Origin of the sequence: Roseomonas sp. 18066, from assembly GCF_902706185.1 — a bacterium.
Lineage (GTDB): Bacteria > Pseudomonadota > Alphaproteobacteria > Acetobacterales > Acetobacteraceae > Pseudoroseomonas.
The window spans coordinates 1-21,704 of record NZ_CACSJM010000113.1 but is presented as its reverse complement, the minus strand read 5'-3'; the positions used below and the strand labels follow the sequence as shown (position 1 = coordinate 21,704).

At 70.9% G+C, this 21,704-nt stretch carries 21 protein-coding genes; 10 read left to right on the top strand and 11 right to left on the bottom strand.

What is annotated here, in order from left to right:
- The 5 genes from GVN67_RS20700 to GVN67_RS20680 form a co-directional block, all read left to right on the top strand.
- A partial coding sequence (locus GVN67_RS20700; protein ID WP_159999231.1) for an ABC transporter substrate-binding protein occupies nt 1-1,549 on the top strand: 1,549 nt, incomplete at its 5' end.
- A gap of 4 nt (nt 1,550-1,553) precedes the next feature.
- Nucleotides 1,554-2,501, top strand: a complete 948-nt coding sequence (locus GVN67_RS20695) for an ABC transporter permease (RefSeq protein ID WP_159999230.1) — start codon at nt 1,554-1,556, stop codon at nt 2,499-2,501.
- Complete coding sequence (locus GVN67_RS20690) at nt 2,498-3,358, top strand: ABC transporter permease (protein ID WP_159999229.1); 861 nt, start codon at nt 2,498-2,500, stop codon at nt 3,356-3,358. The genes GVN67_RS20695 and GVN67_RS20690 overlap by 4 nt, the downstream gene beginning before the upstream one ends.
- A gap of 5 nt (nt 3,359-3,363) precedes the next feature.
- On the top strand, nt 3,364-5,214 hold the full coding sequence (locus GVN67_RS20685) for an ABC transporter ATP-binding protein (protein WP_159999228.1): 1,851 nt from the start codon (nt 3,364-3,366) through the stop codon (nt 5,212-5,214).
- Nucleotides 5,215-5,230: 16 nt separating this feature from the next.
- Nucleotides 5,231-6,583: an LLM class flavin-dependent oxidoreductase gene (locus GVN67_RS20680; protein WP_159999227.1), complete on the top strand. Its 1,353-nt coding sequence runs from the start codon at nt 5,231-5,233 to the stop codon at nt 6,581-6,583.
- A 52-nt stretch (nt 6,584-6,635) separates the two neighbouring features.
- Here the strand turns inward: GVN67_RS20680 and GVN67_RS20675 are convergent, their stop codons facing one another.
- The 3 genes from GVN67_RS20675 to wrbA all read right to left on the bottom strand — a co-directional run bounded on the left by GVN67_RS20675 (nt 6,636) and on the right by wrbA (nt 8,888).
- Complete coding sequence (locus tag GVN67_RS20675) at nt 6,636-7,262, bottom strand: alpha/beta hydrolase (RefSeq protein WP_159999226.1); 627 nt, start codon at nt 7,260-7,262, stop codon at nt 6,636-6,638.
- Complete coding sequence (locus GVN67_RS20670; protein WP_159999225.1) at nt 7,259-8,203, bottom strand: ring-cleaving dioxygenase; 945 nt, start codon at nt 8,201-8,203, stop codon at nt 7,259-7,261. The genes GVN67_RS20675 and GVN67_RS20670 overlap by 4 nt, the downstream gene beginning before the upstream one ends.
- A gap of 73 nt (nt 8,204-8,276) precedes the next feature.
- Nucleotides 8,277-8,888 (bottom strand): NAD(P)H:quinone oxidoreductase, encoded by a 612-nt coding sequence (gene wrbA, locus GVN67_RS20665; RefSeq protein WP_159999224.1) that lies wholly within the window; start codon nt 8,886-8,888, stop codon nt 8,277-8,279.
- Nucleotides 8,889-9,000: 112 nt separating this feature from the next.
- On the opposite strand from wrbA, the gene GVN67_RS20660 reads away from it, so the two are divergent.
- Both GVN67_RS20660 and GVN67_RS20655 read left to right on the top strand, forming a co-directional pair.
- Nucleotides 9,001-9,945 carry a LysR family transcriptional regulator gene (locus tag GVN67_RS20660; protein ID WP_159999223.1) on the top strand — a complete coding sequence of 315 codons (945 nt, stop codon included), beginning with the start codon at nt 9,001-9,003 and terminating at the stop codon, nt 9,943-9,945.
- A 38-nt stretch (nt 9,946-9,983) separates the two neighbouring features.
- Complete coding sequence (locus GVN67_RS20655) at nt 9,984-10,943, top strand: alpha/beta hydrolase (RefSeq protein WP_159999222.1); 960 nt, start codon at nt 9,984-9,986, stop codon at nt 10,941-10,943.
- A gap of 252 nt (nt 10,944-11,195) precedes the next feature.
- Here the strand turns inward: GVN67_RS20655 and GVN67_RS20650 are convergent, their stop codons facing one another.
- The 4 genes from GVN67_RS20650 to GVN67_RS20635 form a co-directional block, all read right to left on the bottom strand.
- Nucleotides 11,196-12,383, bottom strand: coding sequence for a PLP-dependent aspartate aminotransferase family protein (locus GVN67_RS20650; protein ID WP_159999221.1), 1,188 nt, complete (start codon nt 12,381-12,383; stop codon nt 11,196-11,198).
- 38 nt (nt 12,384-12,421) lie between these two features.
- Nucleotides 12,422-12,889, bottom strand: coding sequence for a nuclear transport factor 2 family protein (locus GVN67_RS20645; RefSeq protein ID WP_159999220.1), 468 nt, complete (start codon nt 12,887-12,889; stop codon nt 12,422-12,424).
- Between the two features lie 77 nt (nt 12,890-12,966).
- Nucleotides 12,967-13,944, bottom strand: coding sequence for a tripartite tricarboxylate transporter substrate binding protein (locus tag GVN67_RS20640; protein ID WP_159999219.1), 978 nt, complete (start codon nt 13,942-13,944; stop codon nt 12,967-12,969).
- Between the two features lie 123 nt (nt 13,945-14,067).
- Nucleotides 14,068-14,271, bottom strand: coding sequence for a hypothetical protein (locus tag GVN67_RS20635; protein WP_159999218.1), 204 nt, complete (start codon nt 14,269-14,271; stop codon nt 14,068-14,070).
- A 360-nt stretch (nt 14,272-14,631) separates the two neighbouring features.
- On the opposite strand from GVN67_RS20635, the gene GVN67_RS20630 reads away from it, so the two are divergent.
- Entirely contained in the window at nt 14,632-14,880 is a 249-nt protein-coding gene (locus tag GVN67_RS20630; RefSeq protein ID WP_159999217.1) for a hypothetical protein, read from the top strand.
- Nucleotides 14,881-14,946: 66 nt separating this feature from the next.
- Here the strand turns inward: GVN67_RS20630 and GVN67_RS20625 are convergent, their stop codons facing one another.
- The 3 genes from GVN67_RS20625 to GVN67_RS20615 all read right to left on the bottom strand — a co-directional run bounded on the left by GVN67_RS20625 (nt 14,947) and on the right by GVN67_RS20615 (nt 18,516).
- Nucleotides 14,947-16,161: an MFS transporter gene (locus GVN67_RS20625; RefSeq protein ID WP_159999216.1), complete on the bottom strand. Its 1,215-nt coding sequence runs from the start codon at nt 16,159-16,161 to the stop codon at nt 14,947-14,949.
- 11 nt (nt 16,162-16,172) lie between these two features.
- Nucleotides 16,173-16,742 carry a PRC-barrel domain-containing protein gene (locus GVN67_RS20620; RefSeq protein ID WP_159999215.1) on the bottom strand — a complete coding sequence of 190 codons (570 nt, stop codon included), beginning with the start codon at nt 16,740-16,742 and terminating at the stop codon, nt 16,173-16,175.
- 115 nt (nt 16,743-16,857) lie between these two features.
- Nucleotides 16,858-18,516: a dihydroxyacetone kinase family protein gene (locus tag GVN67_RS20615; protein ID WP_159999214.1), complete on the bottom strand. Its 1,659-nt coding sequence runs from the start codon at nt 18,514-18,516 to the stop codon at nt 16,858-16,860.
- Between the two features lie 146 nt (nt 18,517-18,662).
- On the opposite strand from GVN67_RS20615, the gene GVN67_RS20610 reads away from it, so the two are divergent.
- Complete coding sequence (locus tag GVN67_RS20610) at nt 18,663-18,974, top strand: HU family DNA-binding protein (RefSeq protein ID WP_159999213.1); 312 nt, start codon at nt 18,663-18,665, stop codon at nt 18,972-18,974.
- A 164-nt stretch (nt 18,975-19,138) separates the two neighbouring features.
- On the opposite strand, the gene GVN67_RS20605 is transcribed toward GVN67_RS20610, so the two are convergent.
- Nucleotides 19,139-19,822, bottom strand: a complete 684-nt coding sequence (locus GVN67_RS20605; protein WP_200845327.1) for a GntR family transcriptional regulator — start codon at nt 19,820-19,822, stop codon at nt 19,139-19,141.
- Between the two features lie 90 nt (nt 19,823-19,912).
- Here GVN67_RS20605 and GVN67_RS20600 point away from each other — a divergent pair, with 90 nt between their 5' ends.
- Nucleotides 19,913-21,643 carry an acetolactate synthase catalytic subunit gene (locus GVN67_RS20600; protein WP_159999211.1) on the top strand — a complete coding sequence of 577 codons (1,731 nt, stop codon included), beginning with the start codon at nt 19,913-19,915 and terminating at the stop codon, nt 21,641-21,643.
- Nucleotides 21,644-21,704: the final 61 nt, after the last annotated feature.

Sequence of the window (21,704 nt, the reverse complement as noted above, 5' to 3'; positions counted from 1 at the left end):
GACCAGCCCCCGCCGCCCCGCCCTCATCCTGCCGCGCCGCGGCTTCCTGGGCGGCGCCGCCGCCCTCGGCGCCGCGGCGCTGACCAGCCGCGCCGCCTATGCGCAATCCGGCGTGACGCCGCGCAAGGGCGGCGTGCTGCGCTTCTGCCGCCCCGACCCGCCGGACATGCTGGAGCCGATGCAGACGAACTCCTTCTCAGGAATGGAGTTCTCGCAGATGGTCTACGACAACCTCGTCATCCTCGACGACAACGGCCAGCCGCTGCCGCAGCTGGCGACCGCCTGGGAAAGCCTGAGCCACGGCCAGGAATGGCTGCTGACGATTCGCGAGGGCGTCACCTTCCATGACGGCCAGGCGCTGACCTCGGCCGATGTGGCGGCCACCATCGAGCGCTCGATCGACCGCGCCCATGCCGGCGCCGGCTTCGGCGGCTTCGGCCCGGTGCAGTCGGTGACCACCGAAGGCCCGACCAAGGTGCGGGTCAAGATGACCATGCCCTTCGGCGAGTTCCCCGTCGTGCTGGCCTATCGCGCCTGCCGCATCCTGCCGGCCAAGGGCATCGACAACCTGCGCGAGACGCCGAACGGCACCGGCCCCTTCCGCTTCAAGGATTTCCAGCCGGGCAGCTCGATCACCGTCGAGAAGTTCCCTGGCTACTGGGACCCCTCGGTCCAGCATCTCGACGGCGTGCGCATGGTCTTCATCCGCGAGGCGGTCGCCATGCAGGCGGCGCTGCGCGGCGGCCAGGTCGACCTGATCACGCAGATCCCGCTCGAGACCTACCTGACGATGCGCAACGCGCGCGGCTTCAAGGCCTATTCGGCGCCGACCGGCGACTACCACACCATCCAGATCATGGGGAATCTCGACCCCTTCAAGAATGCCAAGGTGCGCCAGGCCTTCCAGTATATCCCCGACCGCAAGGCCATCGTCGCCAGCGCGCTGTTCGGCCAGGGCGTGCCGGGCAATGACGTGACGCTGCCGCCGGGCAATTTCTACCTGCCCGAGCTGCCGACCATCGACCAGGACCTGCCGCGCGCGAAGAAGCTGCTGGAGGAGGCCGGCGTCAAGGACCTGACGATCGACGCCTACACCACCAGCGACCGCCAGCCGGCGCCGAAGATGATCCTGGCCTTCTCCGAGGCCGCGGCGAAGATCGGCGTGACGGTGCGGGTGCGCGACATCCCCTACACCGAATATGCCGCCAACGTCGCGCGCAAGATGCCGATGTACTCGTCCTACTTCTCCGGCTCGGCGACGCTCTACGACGCCATCTACAAGATCCACCACAGCAAGGCGATCTACAACTACGGCAACACCGAGGTGGCGCCGGGGCTGGACGCCAAGCTGGACGCGATGATCGCCGAGGTCGACACCGCCGCGCGCAAGAAGATCGCCGGCGAGGCGCTGGCGATGATCCAGGCCAACAGCGACCGCATGGTGCCCTATTTCCGCAACTATGTCGGCATCACCTCGGACAAGGTGCAGGGCTTCCAGCCGCCGAAATACGGCACCATCGAGACCCGCGGCATGTGGCTGAGCGCCTGAGCCCATGCAGGCGCTCGGCTTCATCCTTCGCCGCGTGGCGCTGCTGGCCGTGGTGCTGCTCGCCGTCTCGGTGCTGACCTTCGCCATCGTCAACGTGCTGCCCGGCGATGTGGCGACGGCGGTGCTGGGCGACATGGCAACGCCCGAGCAGGTGACGGCGGTGCGGGCGGCGCTCGGCCTCGACCAGCCGCTGGCCGAGCGCTACCTGCGCTGGCTCTGGGCCGCGCTGCAGGGCGATTTCGGCCGCTCGCTGCAGCATGGCCAGGCGATCGCGCCGATGCTGTCCGGGCGGCTGGGCAATTCGGCGATCCTCGGCCTGATCACGCTGGGGATCGCGGCGCCGCTGGCCGTGGCCCTCGGCGTGGTGGCGGCGCTGAAGCCGGGCGGCTGGCTGGACAAGGTGATCGGCGCCATCGCTGTCGGCGCCTATGCCCTGCCCGAATATGTCATCGGCCTGCTGTTCATCCTGGCCTTCAGCATCTGGCTGCCGCTGCTGCCCGGATCGAGCCTGATGGATCCGAACGAGAACCCGTTCAGCCGGCCGGAGGCGCTGGTGCTGCCGATCGCCGTGCTGATCACCGGCATGCTCGCCTTCATCAGCCAGATCACGCGCGCCAGCATGATCCAGGTGATGGGCAGCGCCTATGTGCGCACGGCGATCCTGAAGGGCGTGCCGCGCTGGCGCGTCGTCATGAAGCATGCGCTGCCCAACCTGCTGCCGCCCACCATCGCGGAGATCGGCATGTATTTCGGCTACGTCATCGGCGGTCTCGTGGTGGTCGAGACGCTGTTCTCCTATTCCGGCCTCGGGCAGATGGTGACCAATGCGGTCAGCTATCGCGACGTGCCGGTGATCCAGGCCGTCGTGCTGCTGGTCGCCGCCGCCTATGGCATCGGCAATCTGATCGCCGATGTCGCGGCGCTGCTGATGAATCCGAGGCTGCGGTCATGAGCGCCACGACACTCCCGGCGCGCCGCGCGCCGATCCGCCTGCGCGTCGGCTTCGGCGAGGCCGCCGGCTTCCTGCTGGTCGGCGCCATGCTGCTGCTGATGGCGATGGGCGAATGGATCGCGCCGCATTCGGCCACCGCCTTCAACCCGATGCACACGCTGGAGGCGCCGAGCTTCTCCTTCCCCTTCGGCACCGACGAATTCGGCCGCGACGTCTTCTCCCGCGTGCTGGCCGGCGCCCGGCCGACGCTGCTGCTGGCGATCAGCGCCGCCGCGCTCGGCGTCGTGCTCGGCACCGTCACCGGGCTCACCGCCGGCTATCGCCCGGGCGCGGTGGACGAGACCATCATGCGGGTGATGGACGCGCTGATGTCCTTCCCCGGGCTGATCCTGGCGATGCTGGTGGTGGTCATGCTCGGCCCGGCCGCGATCAATGTCGTCACCGCCATCGCGCTGGTGTTCTGGCCGCGCTCGGCGCGGCTGGTGCGCGCCGTCGTCGTCGACCTGGCGCAGCGCGAGTTCATCGAGGCGGCGCGCTCGCGCGGCGAGACCTCCCGCTTCATCCTGTTCCGCGAGCTGCTGCCGAACGTGCTGCCGATCATCGTCGTCGATTTCTCGCTGCGGGTGACGTCGGGCATCCTGCTCGCCGCCTCGCTCGCCTATCTCGGCATCGGCGTGACGCCGCCGACGCCGGCCTGGGGGCTGATGGTGCGCGACGGCCAGCAGTTCATCGAGATCGCGCCCTGGCTCGTCGTCTGGCCGTGCCTTGCCATCGCGCTGGCCTCGATCGGCACGGTGCTGCTGGGCGAAAGATTGCGGCATAAGCTGGCCCTGCCGGGCGGCGGGAGGGCGCGGTGAACGTCATGACCGATCTCGCCCCGCCCGTCCTCGATGTTCGCCACCTGTCGATCACCTATGGCCCGCTGAAGGCGGTGCGCGATGTCTCCTTCCGCATCGCGCCCGGCGAATCCCTCGGACTGATCGGCGAGAGCGGCTCGGGCAAGAGCAGCATCGCCTTCGCCGTGATGCGCTACATCAAGGGCGCCGCCAGCGGCGAGGTGCACCTGGCCGGGCAGGAGATCCTGTCCCTGCCCGAGCCGGCCCTGGCGGCGCTGCGCGGCCGCGTCGCGGCCATGGTCTACCAGGACCCGATGAGCGCGCTGAACCCGGCGATCAAGGTGGGCGAGCAGATCGCCGAGGCGATCCGCCTGCACCGCCGCGCCGGCAAGGCCGAGGCCTGGGCGCGCAGCGTCGAGCTGCTGACGCGCGTGCATCTGCCGCGCCCCGCCGAGATCGCGCATCGCTATCCGCACCAGCTGTCGGGCGGGCAGCAGCAGCGCGTGGTGATCGCCATGGCGCTGGCCTGCGACCCGCAGCTGCTGATCATGGACGAGCCGACCACCGGGCTCGACGTGACCACCGAGGCGGTGATCCTCGAGCTGGTCAACGAGCTGCGGCGCGAGACCGGCGTCGCCGTGCTGTTCATCAGCCACAACATGGGCGTCGTCGCGCAGGTCTGCGACCGCGTCGGCGTGCTCTATGCCGGGCAGCTGGTCGAGGAAGGCACGACGCAGCAGGTGCTGCGCGCGCCGCTGCATCCCTATACCGTCGCGCTGATGCGGGCGATGCCCAGCATCGAGGGGCCGCGCCGGCGCCTGGCCGCGATCCCGGGCCGGCTGCCCGACATGCGCGCTCCGCCGCCGGGCTGCATCTTCGCCGCCCGCTGCGCCATTGCCGACGACAACTGCCATGCCGAGATGCCGGCGCTGGAAGCGGCCGAGCAGGGTGCCGCCGGGCATCGCAGCCGCTGCCACCATCGCGACGACATCGCGACCCGGCTGCCGCCCGAGCCGCTGGTGGAGGAGGCGGACCTCGCCGAGCTCACCGCCGGCCGGCCGCGGCTGCAGATCGTCGACGTGCAGAAGAGCTTTCGCGCGCGACCGGCGCTGCCTTTCATGCGCGGGCCGGCACCGGTGCGCGCCGTCGACCATGTCACGCTGGACATCGCGCCGGGGCGGACGCTGGCGGTGGTGGGCGAGAGCGGCTCCGGCAAGTCGACGCTGGCGCGCTGCGTCGCCGGGCTGATCCTGCCGGAGGAAGGCGCGATCAGGCTGGAGAACGACGTGCTGGCGCCGCTGGTGCAGAAGCGCGGCCGCGGCGCGCAGCAGGCGGTGCAGTTCATCTTCCAGAATCCCGATGCGGCGCTGAACCCGCATTGGTCGGTCGCGCAGATCGTCGGCCGGCCGATGACGCTGTATGGCTTCGAGCGCGACAGCGCCGCGCTGAAGCGGCGGGTGATCGAGCATCTGGAGGCGGTGAAGCTGGGCGAGCGCTACCTGTCGCTGTATCCGCGCGAGATGTCGGGGGGAGAGAAGCAGCGCGTCTCGATCGCCCGCGCCTTCGCCGCGCAGCCGCGGCTGATCGTCTGCGACGAGCCGACCTCGGCGCTGGATATTTCCGTGCAGGCCGCGATCCTGAACGAGCTGCTGGCGCTGCAGCGGCAGCACGACACGTCCTACCTGTTCATCTCGCATGACCTGGGCGTGGTGCGGCATGTGGCGCACCAGGTCGCCATCATGCGGCAGGGGCGGATCGTCGAGAGCGGGCCACCCTCGGCGGTGTTCGGCACGCCGCGCGAGGACTATACCAAGGCGCTGATCGCCGCCATTCCAACGCTCGAGCCGCGGCAGGCGCCCGCGCTCGTGACCGCCTGAGACAAGGACCACGACCATGGCTTCCCGCAATATGAGGCTCGGCATGTCGATGCGCGGCATCGGCTATCACCCGGCCGCCTGGCGCCATCCGGAGGTGCCGGCGGATGGCACGCTGCGCATCGAGCATTACGTGCGCAACGCGCAGACCGCCGAGCGCGGGCTGTTCGACATGATCTTCTTCGCCGATGGCATCGCGATCCGCGAGAAGGACCTGCCGGCGGGGTCGCTGGCGCGGTCCGGCTTCGAGCTGGCCGAGATGGAGCCGATGACGCTGCTGCCGGCGCTCGCCATGGTGACGAAGAACATCGGGTTGGTGACGACGGCATCCACCACCTACAACGAGCCCTATCACCTGGCGCGGAAATTCGGGACGCTGGACCTGATCAGCAAGGGTCGAGCCGGGTGGAACATCGTCACCTCCTGGTCGGATGCGGAGGGGCGCAACTTCAACCGCGACAAGCACCTGGACTACGACACCCGCTATGAGCGCGCCGCCGAGTTTGTCGAGGTGGTCAAGGGGTTGTGGGATTCCTGGGAGCCGGGGGCGCTGGTCTATGACCGTGATTCCGGCGTGTTCTACGACGAGGCGAAGCTGCATGAGCTGAACCATGTCGGCAAGCACTTCAAGGTGAAGGGCCCGCTGAACGTCGCCGAGATGCCGCAGGGGCGGCCGGTGCTGTTCCAGGCGGGGGCGGCCGGCCAGGGGCGCGACATCGCCGCCGAGCATGCCGAGGTGATCTATGCCGCGCAGGACACGATCGCCGATGCCAAGGCCTATTACGACGACGTCAAGGCGCGGCTGGCGCGGCATGGGCGTGAGTGGGACGACCTGAAGATCATGCCCGCGCTGCGGCCGATCGTGGCGGCGACGCGGGCGGAGGCGCAGGCGAAGTTCGACCAGATGCAGGAGCTGCTGGATCCGATGGTCGGGCTGGCACGGCTGTACAACGAGTTCGGCGACCTGACGGGCTTCGACCTGGATGGTCCGGTGCCGGAGCCGCAGGGCGAGCCGCAGGTGCGCAGCGGCGCCGAGCGCATCCTGGCGCGGGCGCGGCGGCACAATCTGACGATCCGCCAGCTGTGCCGGCAGCTGGCGGGCGAGGGCAATTCCTGTGTCATCGGCACGGCGGCCGATGTGGCCGATCGCATGGAAGAGTGGTTCACCGCAGGCGCCTGCGACGGGTTCAACATCACGCCGAACCAGCTGCCGGGCGGGTGCGACGACTTCGTCGAATTCGTCACGCCTGAATTGCAGCGGCGCGGGCTGTTCCGCACGGCCTATGAGGGTTCGACCTTGCGGGAGAATCTGGGCCTGTCGCGCCCGGTCAACCGCTATGTGGCTGCCCGCCGCGTCGCCGCGCTTGCTTGATAGATAAAAAGAAGATGGGGGTCCGGGGGAATTCCTTCCCCCGGCCTTCTTGCTAGATTTTGGCGAGAAGCTCTCTCGCCAGGGTGACTTCATCTTCCGTCACCCCATGATACCCGCCCTCGTAAAGCCGCGTGGTGACGCTGGCTCCCTGGGCCTTGAAGCGCTCCTCGGTTTCCAGCACGCGGGACAGCGGGATATGCCCGTCCTGCTTGCTGCAGCCGAGCAGCACCGGCACGCCGTCGAAGCGCGCGCCGGGGGTGACGGCGGCCAGCTGGTCGCCGATCAGCCCGCCGCTCAGCCCGATCACCGCGCCGAAGCGGCGGCCGCTGCGCCAGGCATATTCCAGCGCCAGACAGGCGCCTTGCGAGAAGCCGAGCAGCGCGATCTTGTCGTCCGGCAGGCCGGTCGCCGTCACCGCCGCATCGACCGCGGCCAGCGCGCCGGAGAGCCAGGGCTCGTTGCGCGTCGTCGGCTCGATGAAGCGGTGCGGGTACCAGGTGTTCCCGGCCGCCTGGGGCGCCAGCAGGGCATAGCCGGGCACGCCGAGGTGCCCGCCCAGGCCCAGCATGTCGGCCGCGTCGCCGCCGCGGCCATGCAGCAGGATCAGCGCGCGCTGCGCCTCCCCGGCCGCGACGCCGGCCCGGGCAAGGGGCCGGCCGGCATGCGGGTTCGCGGTCACAGCGGCTTCAGCCCGCGCTCGATGGCGGCGCGCTGCGGCTCGAGGAAGGGCGGCAGGGAGAGGCTTTCGCCCAGCCGGTCCTTGGGCTCGTCGGCGTCGAAGCCGGGGCCGTCGGTCGCGATCTCGTAGAGGATGCCACCGGGCTCCCGCACATAGAGGCTGCGGAAGTAGTAGCGATCCACCGGCCCGCTGGAGCGCAGGCGCAGGCTGTTGAAGCGATCCACCCAGGCGCCGTAATCGGCGTCGGGCACGCGGAAGGCGACATGGTGCACGCCGCCGGCGCCGGGCTGGGCCGGGGACAGGCCGGGCTCGACGCACATGTGCAGCTCGGCGGCGGGACCGCCCTCGCCCATCTCGTAGACCTGGACGTCGACGGGCTTGGCGTCATCCGAGCGATAGGTGCGGGCGCGGCGCATGTTCATGACGTCGGTCGCGAAGGCATCCGACCGGCGCAGGTCGGGCACGCTCATCACGATGGGGCCGAGGCCACGGATCTGCTGCGCGGCGTCGACGGGGCTGCGCGACCAGGGGTGCGAGTCGCCACGGCCGCCATCGTCGACGAGCGCCAGGCGCTGGCCCTCGGGGTCCTCGAAGTCGAGCTGCAGGCGGCCGTCGATCTCGCGGATCTCTCCCGCCTTGACGCCCTGCTCCGCCAGGCGCGTCGCCCAGAACTTCAGGGACTCCTCGCCCGAGACGCGCAGGCCGGTGCGGATCACGCTGTGCGTGCCGCGACGCTCGGGGCCGACGGGCCAGTCGAAGAAGGTGATGTCGCTGCCGGGGCTCGCCTCGCCATCCGCGTAGAACAGGTGGTAGGCGCTGGTGTCGTCCTGGTTCACCGTCTTCTTCACCAGCCGCATGCCCAGCACGCGGGTGTAGAAGTCGTGGTTGCCCCGCGCATCGGCGGAGACAGCGGTCAGGTGATGGATGCCATGCAACTGCATGATCGTCGTCCTTGCCCTCGTCGCGGGGCGGGCGGCACCTGCCGCCGCCCCGCCGGGCCTTCTTGGAAAGTTCTTAGGCGCGGCCGCGCAGGAGCTGCCCGGTCACTTCCGCCACGTGGCGGCCCTGGCTCTTGGCCATCTCGAGCTCGGCCTCGGTCGGCTGGCGCGAGCCGTCGCCATTGGCGATGGTGGTGGCGCCATAAGGCGTGCCGCCATTGACGGCGCCGTTGTCCAGCATGCGCTTCTCGGTATAGGGCAGGCCCACCACCGTCATGCCGAAATGCAGCAGGTTGACGATGGTCGAGATGATCGTCGTCTCCTGCCCGCCATGCTGGGTCGCGGTCGAGCTGAACACCGAGCCCACCTTGCCGACCAGCTTGTCGCCGAACCACAGCCCGCCAGCCTGGTCGAGGAAGCTCGCCATCTGCGAGGCCATGCGGCCGAAGCGCGTCGGCGTGCCGAAGATGATGGCGTCGTACTCGGCCAGCTCGGCGACGGTCGCGACGGGGGCGGCCTGGTCCAGCTTGAAATGCGCGGCCTTGGCGACGGCCTCGGGCGCGGTCTCGGGGACGCGCTTGACCACCACCTCGGTGCCGGCGATGGCGCGGGCGCCCTCGGCCACGGCATTCGCCATGGTCTCGATATGGCCGTAGCTGGAATAGTACAGAACCAGGATCTTGCTCATCGCGGGCCTCCGGAAGGGGGTGGGGTGGCTTTCGTCTGCGGCCAGAGTTGCGCCCGGCGGTCGTTTCCTGCAAGCGTCTGCTCGGAAACCTTGCGTTCTCTGGAGACGAACGATGCGGCCGGATATCGATGCTTTGGCGACCCTGATCCAGGTGGTGGATTGCGGCAGCATCACCGGCGCCGCCGCGCGCATGGGGCTGGCCAAGTCGGTGGTCAGCAAGCGCATGGCGCAGCTGGAGGCGCAGCTCTCGGCCAAGCTGCTGCACCGGGCGCCGCGCAAGGTGACGGCCACCGAAAGCGGCGCGCTGCTGGTGGCCCGCGCCCGCGCCCTGCTGGCGCAGCTGGACACGGTGGCCGACGAGGTCATGGCCCGCTCCGGCGCGCTATCGGGGCAGCTGCGGCTGGCCGCCCCGCTGTCCTTCGGCGCCCGCCATCTCGGACCTTTGATCGCGGGGTTCCTGCGGGATTATCCAGGCATCGAGGTGGCGCTGGACTTCGACGACCGGCATGTCGACCTGCTGTCCGGGCAATACGACCTGGCGCTGCGCATCGGCCGGCTCGGCGATTCCACCCTGCGCGCCCGGCGCCTGGGCACCAGCCGCCGCGCGCTGTGCTGCAGCCCCGACTATGCCGCCCGCCACGGGGTGCCCACGACGCTGGAGGCGCTGTCGGGCCATTCCTGCCTGGGCTACGCCAATGCCTCCTCCGGCCATATCTGGCGCTTCGTGCCGGCCGATGGCGCCGGCGAGGCGCGGTCGCTGGTGCTCGGCGGGCGGCTGACCGCCAACAATGGCGAGGCACTGCTGGAGGCCGCCCGCGCCGGCATCGGGCTGATCGTGCTGCCGACCTTCCTGCTCTCCGCCGAGGTCAAGGCCGGTGCCCTAACCCCGCTGCTGATCCCTGGCTGGGTGCCGGAGCCCGACACCATCCAGCTGGTCTGGCCCCCCGCCGCCGCGCTGCCGCTGAAGACCCGCACCCTGATCGAGCACCTGGCCGCCCGCATCCGCGAGCCCTTCGACTGGGACGCCCCCTTCCCCCTGGGCCACGCCGCTGCTTGAGTAGCGGCCAAGAACCCGACCCGATGCCGGAGAGCCCGATGAGCCTCGCCCCCCTGCTGCCCGACAGCGAAGTCACCGCCGCCCAGGCGCGCTGCCGCGAGGCCGGCGTGTCCAACGGCGATGTGCTGACCCAGCCCATCGCCGAGGCGCGCGAGAAGTCCCGCGCCTTCCAGGCCTTCCTCAATGCCGGCGGGCCCGAGATGGCCGCCGTCACCGAGGTCGTGCTGGAGACCACCACCCCGCCGCTGCGGCTGCGCCTGTACCGCCCGCGCAGCGCCGGCGCCGAGGCGCGCCCGGCCTATCTGCATATCCATGGCGGCGGCTTCGCCATCGGCGGGATCGACTCGCTGGACCGCTGGAAGCGCGAGATCGCCGACCAGGCCGGCATCGTCGTGGTCGGGCTGGACTACGCCCTGGCCCCCGAGCACCCCTACCCCGCCGCCATCGAGCAGGTGCTGGCCGCGCTGCGCTGGCTGCGCGAGAACGGCGCCCAGCACGGCATCGACGGCACCAGGCTGGCGGTGGGCGGCGATTCCGCCGGCGGCAACCTGACGCTCAACGCGCTGATCCGCCTGCGCGACGCCGGCGAGCCGCAGCCGCTGCTCGGCGTCATCGTCTACGGCATGCTCTCGGCCCAGCACGAGACGCCGTCGCACCGCGACCGCGGCGACGGACGCTTCGGCCTGTCGACCAGCAAGCTGGACTGGTTCTGGTCGCACTACGCGCCCGACGCCGCGCAGCGCAGCGACCCGGGCGTGGCGCCGCTGCACGCCCAGCTGGCGGGCCTGCCGCCTCTGGTGCTGCAGGCCGCCGCCCTGGACCCGCTGCTCGACGACACGCTGGCGCTCGACAAGAAGCTCGACGCCGCGGGGGTCGAACATTCGACCACTTTGTACGAAGGCGTGCCGCACGGGTTCATCGGACAGACCGCGCTGCTGTCGAAGGCCAACGAAGCGCGGGAAGAAGTGGTGGCGGCTTTGAAGAAAGCGTTTGGATAAGCCAAGGTAAGCCGAAGGCCAGGGGAATGAATTCCCCTGGACCCCTTCTTTTTTTTGCGGTGACTGCCGTGTCCACGTGAAGACAGTACGTGAAACGGCCCGGCAGCAGCGCGACCTTTGAGATTGCGCTGTTTTCATATTCAGCGTCCCACCGCGATGCCCTGTTATCGCCTGTGGTGAAGCGGCTGGGCCCTCAACGGCCAACAGAACAGAAAAAAGATGGGGGCTCGGGGGAATTCATTCCCCCGACCTTCAGTTTCCCAAGGCCTGCTCTAGATCTTCCACGAGATCCGCCGGATCTTCCAACCCCACCGACAACCTGAAGGTCCCGTCGCCCGTCCAATCGCGATAGGCCTCAGCGGCGGCGCCTTCCAGGCGGAAGGAGCCGCGGAGCAGGTCTTCGGAGGGGATGTGGAACAGCAGGCTTTGCGCCTTGCCGAGCGACACCGCGTAGCTCCAGATCTTCAGCCGCGCGGCCAGGCGGCGGGCGAGATCCTTGTCGCCATCGGCGCTGAAGCTGACCATGCCCGAGAAATTGGCCATCTGGCGCTGCGCCAAAGCGTGCTGCGGGTGGCTGTCCAGGCCGGGCCAGAAGACGCGGCGGATGCGGGGATGGGACGACAGGAAATCGGCCACGATGCGGGCGTTGCGCTCGTGCAGGGCCATGCGGGCGGGCAGCGTCTCGAGGCCGCGCAGGATCAGCCAGGCGGCGAAGGGGCTGATGGCGCCGCCCAGGTGGATCACGGCTTCCTTGCGCAGGGCAGCGATCGGGCCGGCGCGGCCGATCACGGCGCCGCCCAGCGCGTCGCCATGGCCGCAGGCATATTTGGTCAGGGAATGGATCACCCAGTCGGCGCCCAGCGCGATGGGCTGGGTGGCGATGGGCGTCGCCATGGTGCTGTCCACCGAGAGCTCGGCGCCGGCGGCATGGGCGATGGCGGCCAGCGCCGCGATGTCGGCGAGCTTGAGGATCGGGTTGGCGGGGGTCTCGACGTGGAGGAGGCGTGTCTCGGGGCGGATGGCGGCGGCGACGGCGGCCAGATCCGACATGTCGACGCTGCTGACGGCGACGCCATAGCGGGCCAGCGTTTCCAACGCGAATTCGGCGACGCCGGCGTAGCAGACATCGCTCAGCAGCAGATGGCTGCCGGGGGCCAGGCGGTGCAGCAGCAGCCCGGCGGTGGCCGCCATGCCGCTGGCGAAGCCCAGCGCCGCCTCGGCGCCTTCGAGGGCGGCCAGGCGCTGCTCCAGCAGGGCCACGGTCGGGTTGCCCCAGCGCGTGTAGAACATCGGCGCGTCGGCGCCGAGGTCGTTGGCGGAGAAGCCGATGGCGTCGGGGTCGGTGTAGAAGCTGGTGGCGGCGACCAGGGGCGGCGTCACCGGCGCGCCGATGGCGCGCGCCGGCTCGGCGGCGTGAAGTGCCAGGGTGGCGGGGCGCAATCTTCCCTCCTCTCGGCGGAAGGGTCGCGCCCCTCCGCTCAGCTGCGCGACGGCTTGTTGCCGTGCGAGACGTCCGGGGTGCCCCGGAACAGCGACATGTGGGTGTGCGTCGCGATCCAGGGCGCATCGACCGAGTCGCGGCCGAAGGAGACGGTGGCCCGCCCCTTGCGGTCGAACGCCGTGCCATCCGGCAGATAGCCGGTCGAATCCCAGATGCCCAGGCCCACGGCGAAGAGCCGGTCGGGCGAGACGATCGACTTCACGTCGTCCAGGCGCCAGAGGAAGCCGTCGATGGTCGGCCAGACCTTGCGCCACTGGTTCTGCTCCGCCGGCTGCTGCCCGTAGACGAAGTCAGAGAAGGTGCCGAACGCCAAAAAGTCGTCGGCGAAGAGGTGGCGGGCGGCGGCGAAGTCGACGGCCTGGACATGGTCGGACAGCTCGCGGAACCAGTCCTGGATCTTGGCGTGGTCGGCGGGATCGACGGGCGCGGTGGCCTTGACGGTCATGGTGTCATCCTGAGGCAGAAAGGCCGCCAGCCTGCGTCAGCCGGCGGCAAAGCGGAAGATGCGCCAGCCGCAAGTTTCTATTGCGGCTCGAACTTCGCCAGCTTCAGCAGCGCGGCGTTCTGCTCGACCTCGGCAGCGATGGCGCGCTCGATCTCGGGGATGCTTTCGCGCACCGGCTCGAAGCCCTGGCCGGCCAGGCGCTGGACGGTCTCCGGCTCGTGCAGGCCGCGGACCAGGGCGGCATTCAGCCGGGTCGCGATCTCGGCCGGGATGCCGCGATGCGCCCAGACGCCGTACCAGGAATAGAAGGTGAAGCCGGGCAGCCCGTTCTCCGACAGCGTCGGCAGCTCGGCGGCGAGCTCGGTGCGGGTCGGCGTCGCGATGCCCAGGCCCCGCAGCTGCCCGCCGCGGATCATCGGCAGGGTGGCCAGCACCGGGTCGAACATCAGCTGGACGTTGCCGGCGGCGACATCGGTCAGCGCGGGGGCCGAGCCGCGATAGGGCACGATCTCGATGTCGGTGCCGGCCTGGCGGTTGAACTCGATCGAGGCCAGATGGCCGGCGGCGCCCAGCGACGATGTCGCGAACGACCACCGCTTCGGCTCCGCCTTGGCGGCAGCGATCACCTCGGACAAAGATTTCTGCGGCAGGCGCGGGTCCTGCACCAGCACGCAGGGGCCGCGGGCGGTGCGCGCCAGCGGGATGAAGTCGGCCACGGGGTCGTAGCCCACCACCTTCATCACATGCCGCGCCATCGGATGGATCGAGGCCGAGCCCATGATGGTGTAGCCGTCGGGCGCCGCCTGCAGCACCGCCTGGCCGCCGACCGTGCCGCTGCCGCCGGTGCGGTTCTCCACCACCACCGTGACGCCCAGCTGCTCCTGCAGCTTCAGGGCGGCCAGCCGCGCCATGGCGTCCGTCGCAGCACCCGGGGTGTAGGGCACGATCATGCGGATCGTCCGGCTCGGCCAGGGGGCCTGGGCCAGGGCCGGCCGGGCCAGGCCCGGAATCGTCAGCGCAGCGCCGGCGGCGGCCAGCAGCTCTCTACGGTGCATGCGAAGTCCTTGGAGGATCAGAAGCGGACGAAAAAAATCCGGACAACGCATGGATCATGCGATGCCCGGCCAAGTTTCGACAAAGGGAAAGACGAGTCTGGGAGGAACGCTAGCTAAGGCACGTTACGCCTGGGCGACGGGCACCCAGTCCTGGGCACGCTGGACGACCAGCCGGGCGACGCGCGCGGCTTCCGCCGGGCTGTCGAAGCGGGCGCCGTCGATGTCGTCGACCACGGGGTCGACGGCCTTGAAGCGCCAGCCGCCATGGCTGGAGACGGCGACACCGACGAAGCGGCCGCCAATGTCGACGGGACGGGAAGCAATCATGATCTTTCTCCGGGCCATCGCCTCGGGCGCGGCCATCAGAACCGGGGGATGTCAGTCACGGCAGGCGGGGAAGGTCAGCGCTGACAACAGCGCATTCGGGTCCCCGCCCCACCGGCCCGGCCGGAGAGCAGATCGTGGCGCTTTAGCTTTTCGTGACGCGGTGCAAGCTGCATCTCAAATCTCCGCGGGGCGGACCATCCGCCCGGAACATCTTCCTTTCAACACATCCAAGACGTGCAATCAAGAGAATTACGCAGAAATCGTCTTAATTGCCCCATTGGACGCGTGGAATAGCGTCAGCGCAACCGCCGGGCGGCTGCCCCGTTTGCTTCATCAGCCCCGACTGAAGGAGGAAGTGCGATGACCGATCCGCGCAAGCCAGGCCCCGTCCCGGCGGAGAATACCGGGGCGGACCATGCGGCGAAGAAGCCCGCCAAGCCCGGTGCTCCAGTGGCCGACGACCGCGGCCTGCATCCGGGCCTGCATCTGGGGGAATGGACCGGCATGCTGACCGGCCATTCCACCCGCGACCCGGACACGACCCGCCCCGGCAGCAAGACCACCGGGCCGGGCGAGATGGGCAATTTCATGAAGAACCAGAAGGAATAGCGCCGGCACGCCGCGGCGCGCCCGCCCAGGCCCGGCCCTCGACAGGGGGCCGGGCTTTTTTGCGCCTCAGGCCCGGGCGGCGGCGAGGTCCGGGGCGGGGCCGGGGGCGCGGGTTTCCGGCATGGCCGCCCAGGCCAGGACCAGGCAGGCCAGGCCGATGCCGCCCAGCATGCCGAAGGCGACGCCCGCCCCCAGCCAGCCGGCGACCAGCCCGGCCAGGCTGGTGCTGAACGTGCCGCCCAGGCCCACCGCCAGGCCGAAGACGCCCATGCACAGGTTGAAGCGGTTGCTGCCCCGGGTCAGGTCGGCGGCGATCAGCGGCAGCATGACGCCCAGCGTCGCGGCGCTGATCCCGTCCAGCGCCTGCACCACCACCAGCCCCAGCGGATGCTGCACCAGCGCCAGCAGCGCCCCGCGCAGCGGCAGCATGGAGAAGCCGATGATCAGCACCAGCCGGCGGCCGCGCGTCTCGGCCAGCCGGCCGAAGCGCGGCGCCAGCCCGGCCACCACCAGCTGCGGCACCACCAGGCAGGCGGCGATGATCAGATTGGCCTCGTCGCCGGCCTGCCGGGTGACCATCGAGGCCGCCAGCGGCAGCATCGCCGCATTCGACAGGGTGAACAGCAGGCAGCAGCCGGAGAAGACCAGGATGCCGGGCTGGCGCAGCAGGTCGATCAACCGCCCGCCGCCCTCGCTCCTGGCGACCAGCGGCACGGCGCGCTGGGTCAGGTCCTCGCCGCGGATCATCGCCAGGCAGGCGAGGCTCGGCAGGGTCAGCGCCGCGGTCAGCCAGAAGACGGCGGCCGGCGCCACATAGGTGCCGACCAGCCCCATCACCCCGGCGGCGATGGCGCCGCCCAGCGCCTGGTAGCGTGAATTGCGCCCCAGCCGCTCGCCCAGCGCGGCGCGGCCGACTAGGGCCAGGCTGATCGCTGCGATGGACGGCGTCAGGACGCAGCTGGCAAAGCCATGCAGCACCTCGGAGACCAGCACCGGCAGGGTGTGGGGGAGTGCGGCCAGCAGCACGGCAGACAGAGCGATGGCCAGCAGCGCCAGCATCGCCGCCAGCCGCTTGTTGCGCAGCGCATCGACCAGGGCGCCGGCCGGCAGCTGGCTGATCATGGCGGTCAGCGTGCCCAGGCTGAGGGCGAAGCCGATCTCCACCTCGGTCCAGGCCTGGGTGGTCAGGTAGACAGCGACGAAAGGCCCGAACCCCGTCTGCACATCGGCGACGAAGAAGTTCAGCCAATCCAGACCCCGCCGGCTGCGACCTGCCCTCATGCCGCCATCCTTCAGGGCTTCGGCCCGGCCGGCGGCGCGGCCGGGGGGGGTTCGGAAGGCGGTGCTGCCGCGGCCGGAGCTTCCGCGGCCGGAGCTTCCGCAGCCGGGGCGGCGGGCGGCTCGGCGGGGGTCTCGGCCGCCGGCGCGTCGGTGGCCGGGGTCGCCTCGGCGGGCTCGGGCGCGCGCGGCGGCAGGGCGACCACCACCTCCTCGCCCTCCTTGTAGTCGGGGAAGTTCTTCATCTGGTCGCGGCTGATCGACAGGCGGATGCCCTCTGGCCCGAAGGACAGCGCCTGCCAGCCGACCGCGATGCGCCGCCGGCCGACGCCCAGAAACCCGCCATAGTCGAGCACCGCCGCCTGCGGCTGGCCTTGCGCGTCGACCAGGACGTTCACCACCTGGGCCACCACGATATTGGTGACGCCGCGCACCTCCTGGCCCAGCACGCGGAAGACGCTGCCCTTGGCCAGGATGTCGCGGGCGGCTTCCGGCTCCGGCGCGCGGGCCTCCTGCGCCGCCAGGGGGGTGGCGGCCAGCAACAGGCTCAGGCCCAGCAGGGCCGGGATGCAACGGCGTGACATGCAGCCTCTCCGCGTCGGGACGGCCGGAGGCCTCCGCGCCAGTAACGGCGCGACGGGGGGCCGGGTTGGAAAAAGATCGCGCCGGGAAACGGTTTTCCCCGGCGCGGGACGGCGTTCAGGCGCGGGCGAGCGCCCGCAGCCAGACCACCACGGCGGCGGCGCCGGCATCCGGCGTGCCCATGGCGCGCTCGCCCAGATAGGCGGCGCGGCCCTGGCGCGGGCGCATCGACCGGGTGGCTTCCAGCCCGGCCTCGGCCGCGGCGACGGCCTGGGGCAGGCCCTTGCCCGCGGTCAGCGCCCCGGCCGCCGGCAGCAGCGCGTCCAGCATGGTGCGGTCGCCGGCCTGCGCGCCGCCCAGCTCGCCCACCGCCGCCACGGCCGCCGCGAAAGCCTCGGCCAGTTGCGCCGCGCCGGGGGCCGGGACCCCCTCGAGCTGGCGGGCGGCGCGCAGCAGGGCCACCGCATAGAAAGGGCCGGAGCTGCCGCCGATGGCGCGGCGCAGCGCCTGGGCCATGGCCTCCAGCAGGCGGGCCGGGCTGGCATAGGCCCCCGCCGGCAGGGCCCGCAGCGCCGCGGCGCCGCGCTGCATGCTGATGCCGAGATCGCCGTCGCCGGCGGCGCTGTCCAGCTCGGTGAGCTCCTGCTCGGCGGCCTCCAGCGCGGCGCAGACGGCCAGGACGGCGCGCTGCATCGCCGGGGCCAGGGGGCCGGGGGCGGCCGCGGCTTCTTCCGTGGCGGGGGGCGCCGGGATGATGGCCGGCGCCTCGGGGATGCGGCCGTCGCCGCTCCAGGCCGGCGCGCTGGCGGGCGCGTCGAGGAAGGCCAGCCGGGCATCGTCCAGCGCCATGACGGAGAGCGACATGCCCGGCATCTCGATCGCCGTCAGGTAGTTGCCGGACCAGGCGCGCAGCACCTCGATGCCCTGGCCGCGCAGCCAGGCCAGCGCGGCGCGGGCGACGATGGCCAGCTCCATCGGCGGCGTGCCGCCCAGCCCGTTGACCAGCAGCGCCACCCGGGCGCCGGCCTGCAGCCGCAGATCGGCCTGGATGGTCTGCAGGATGCGGGCGACCAGGTCGTCGGCCGGGGCCAGCTTCACCCGCTGCACCCCCTGCTCGCCATGGATGCCCAGGCCCAGCTCGACCGCGTCCTCCTCCAGGGTGAAGCCGGGGCGGCCGGCGGCGGGGACGGTGCAGGCGCCCAGCGCCACCCCCATCGAGCCCAGCGCGGCGGCGGCGGCGCGCGCCGCGGCGGCGACCTCCGCCAGGGCCAGCCCGGCCTCGGCGGCCGCACCCGCCACCTTATGGACCAGCACGGTGCCGGCGATGCCGCGGCGCTTCTCCGGGGCCACCGTGTCGCGCAGCGCGACGTCGTCGGCGACCACGACGATCTCCACCGGAATGCCCTCGGCGCGGGCCAGCTCGGCGGCCAGGCCGAAATTCAACCGGTCGCCGGTGTAGTTCTTCACCACCAGCAGCGCGCCTTCAGGCCCGGCCGCGGCGCGGATCCCGGCCAGCACGGCGTCGGTCGAGGGCGAGGTGAAGACATCGCCGGTGACGGCGCCGGCCAGCAGGCCAGGGCCGACATAGCCGGCATGGGCGGGCTCATGCCCGGCGCCGCCGCCCGAAAGGACGGCGACGCGGCCGCTGGCCGGGCCGGCGTCGCGGCGCAGGACGACATCCTCCGCCGCCAGCAGCGCCTGGCCGGGGGCCAGGGCCACCAGCCCCTCCAGCATCTGCCGCACCACGGCGCGCGGATCGTTGATCAGTTTCTTCATTGCGGGCGTCTCCCTCCGGTGGCGCGAGGGTGGCGGCGCCCCCCGGCCACATCAAGACGATTTTCTGACCACCACAGGCATAAACAGGACTTCACTCTTGCCGCGGCCTGTGCTTTGGAAGGGGGCATTGCGCGAAAGGCAAGATCATGTCGAAGAAGTTCCTGGCTGACACCATCCAGAATTCGATCGAGATCACCGGCGTCGGCGCCAATGCGCTGGCCGGCGACATCATCGAGGCGATCAAGGGCGAGATCGTGAAGACCGGTCGCTTCACCATCCCCGATTTCGGGGCCTTCATCGTGCGCGACACGCCGAAGCGCCAGGCGATGAACCCCCGCACCGGCGAGAAGGTGGCGGTCAAGGCCGCCGCGACGGTGCGCTTCAAGCCGTCGCCGGCGCTGAAGGATGCGGCCTTCGCCGCCCTGAAGAAGACCAAGCGCAAGGCCGCCAAGGCCTGAGGCTTCCGCCGGCCGGAAACCGGCCGATTCGCGATCGGCGTTGACCAGGCCCGGGGAATCATCGATTCCCCGGGCCTTCCTGTGACCGCCTGGCGTTTTGTTGAATCGCCCGCCCCGCCTGCGCCAGGCTGCGGCTTTTGAGACGCTGCGCCTGTTTTTGATTCTCAGGGCAGGAAATCGAGCAGCGGCCGGCCGCCCTCCTCGATGTCGCGGATCATGGCGGCGCGCACCATCGCCCCGTCGCGGCGCCGCAGCCCCTCCAGCGCCTCCAGATGCCCGTGCCGCGGCGGGTTCGCCGCCCCGCCGGCATAGAGCTGGCTCAGCAGCGGGCCGCATTGCATCCAGAGGATTTCCAGCAGGCCCAGCAGCACCGGCTGCCCGGCCAGCCGGCACAGGGCGAAGTGGAAGCCCTCGTTGGCCTGCAGGGCGGTTGCGAAATCGCGCCGCTTTTCGGCCGCCACCAGCCGCGCATGCAGGCTGGCCAGGGCTGCGATATCCGCCGGTCCCGCCCGCGCCGCCGCCGCCTCCCCCGCCTGACCCTCCAGCGTGCAGCGGAGCGCGCGGATCTCGAGGAAGCGGGCGCGGTCGATGCGGGGCACCACCACCGTGCCGCGCTCATCCATCTGCAGCGCCTGTTCCGAGACCAGCCGCAGCAGCGCCTCCCGCACCGGGGTGGCGCTGATGCCCAGCTGCGCCGCCAGCGGCCGCAGCAGCAGCTTCTCCCCCGGCGCCAGCCGGCTGAGCATCAGGGCCTCGCGCACCTCGCGATAGGCGCGCTCGCTCAGGCTGTCGCGGGTCAGGCGGCGGAACGGGCCGGGTGCTTCCTGCAAGCCAGCGGCGTCGGTCATTTCGTTCATGGTTGACAGGCCCTGGCATCGCTCCGCAGTGTTATATCAAATGACGCATAACAAGCGTCGTGGCCAGGGAAGGAAAACGTGATGGACAGCACCGTGCACGCCCAGCGGGGCGTGAACGAATCCGTGGCCCTGCGCCTGGCCCATGCCTTCCGCCGGCACGGCGTCGACACGGTCTTCGGCCAGAGCATCCCCAGCGCCTTCTTCCTGGCCGCCCCCCAGGTCGGCATCCGCCAGGCCACCTACCGCGCCGAGAATGCCGGCGGCACCATGGCCGACGGCTATGCCCGGATCTCCGGCCGGGTCGGCGTGGTGACCGCACAGAACGGCCCGGCCGCCACCCTGCTGGTCGCGCCGCTCGCCGAGGCCCTGAAGGCCTCCATTCCCATCGTCGCCCTGGTGCAGGACGTCGCCCGCAACACCACCGAGAAAAATGCCTTCCAGGAGCTGGACCATCTGCGGCTCTTCGATGGCTGCACCAAATGGACGCGGCGCATCGACCATGTCTCCCGCGTCGAGGAGATGGTCGACCTGGCCTTCGTCCAGGCCTGCAGCGGCCGCCCCGGCCCGGTCGCGCTGATCGTCCCCGCCGACCTGCTGACCGAGGCGGCCGCCGCGGCCGAGACACGCAAGGCCGATCTGGGCCACTTCCCGCTCGACCGGTCGCTGGCCGACCCGTCCCGCATCCGCGAGGCCGCGCGCCTGCTGGCGACCGCCCGGGCGCCGCTCGTCATCGCCGGCGGCGGCGTGCATGCCTCCGGCGCCTGCGCCGAGCTCGCGGCGCTGCAGCAGGATTGCCACCTGCCGGTCGCGACCACGGTGATGGGCAAGGGCACGGTGGCCGAGACCCACGCTTTGTCATTGGGCGTGGTCGGCTACTTCATGGGTGACGGCGCGCGTGGCCGGGCGCTGCGGCCGCTGGTGGCCGAGGCCGATGTCGTGCTGCTGGTCGGCAACCGCGCCAACCAGAACGGCACCGACAGCTGGAAGCTGTATCCGCCCGGCGCCCGCTTCATCCAGATCGACATCGATGGCACCGAGATCGGCCGCAACTACGAGGCGCTGCGCCTGATGGGCGATGCGAAGCTGACGCTGGCGGCCCTGCGCGAGGCGCTGCTGGCCGAAGGTGTCGAGCGCCGCGCCGCGGCCCGCGCTGGCGTCGAAGGTCAGATCCTGGCCGGTGTCGAGGACTGGAAAAGCTTCACCCAGCGCATCCGCGAGAGCGACCGCGCGCCGATCCGCCCGGAGCGGGTGATGCAGCTGCTGGACCAGATGATCGACGCCGACACCATCGTCGTCGCCGATGCCAGCTATTCGTCGATCTGGATCACCAACTACCTGACCGCCCGCGCCGCCGGGCAGCGCTTCCTGACGCCGCGCGGCCTGGCCGGGCTGGGCTGGGGCCTGCCGCTGGCGATCGGCGCCAAGATGGCCGCCCCCGACAGGAAGGTCGTGTGCCTGGCCGGCGATGGCGGCTTCGCCCATACCTGGGCCGAGCTGGAGACGGCGCGGCGGCTCGGCCTCGACATCCCGGTGATCGTGCTGAACAACCAGATCCTCGGCTACCAGAAGCATGCCGAGGACGTGCTGTTCGGCGCCCATACCGAGGCCTGCTACTTCCAGCCGGTCGACCATGCCGTCATCGCCCAGGCCTGCGGCTGCCATGGCGTCCGCGTCGACGACCCCGCAATGCTGCAGGAGGCGCTGCAGGAGGCCTGGGCGCAGAAGGGGCCGAGCCTGGTCGATGTCATCACCGACCCGGATGCGCGGCCGCCGGTCAGCTTCTACGACAACACCTACCCCTCGCCCTTCTGATGCTGGCCCTGCGCAAGCTGGCGCCGGCGCCGGGGCTGACCCTGCAGGAGGTGGCCCCGCC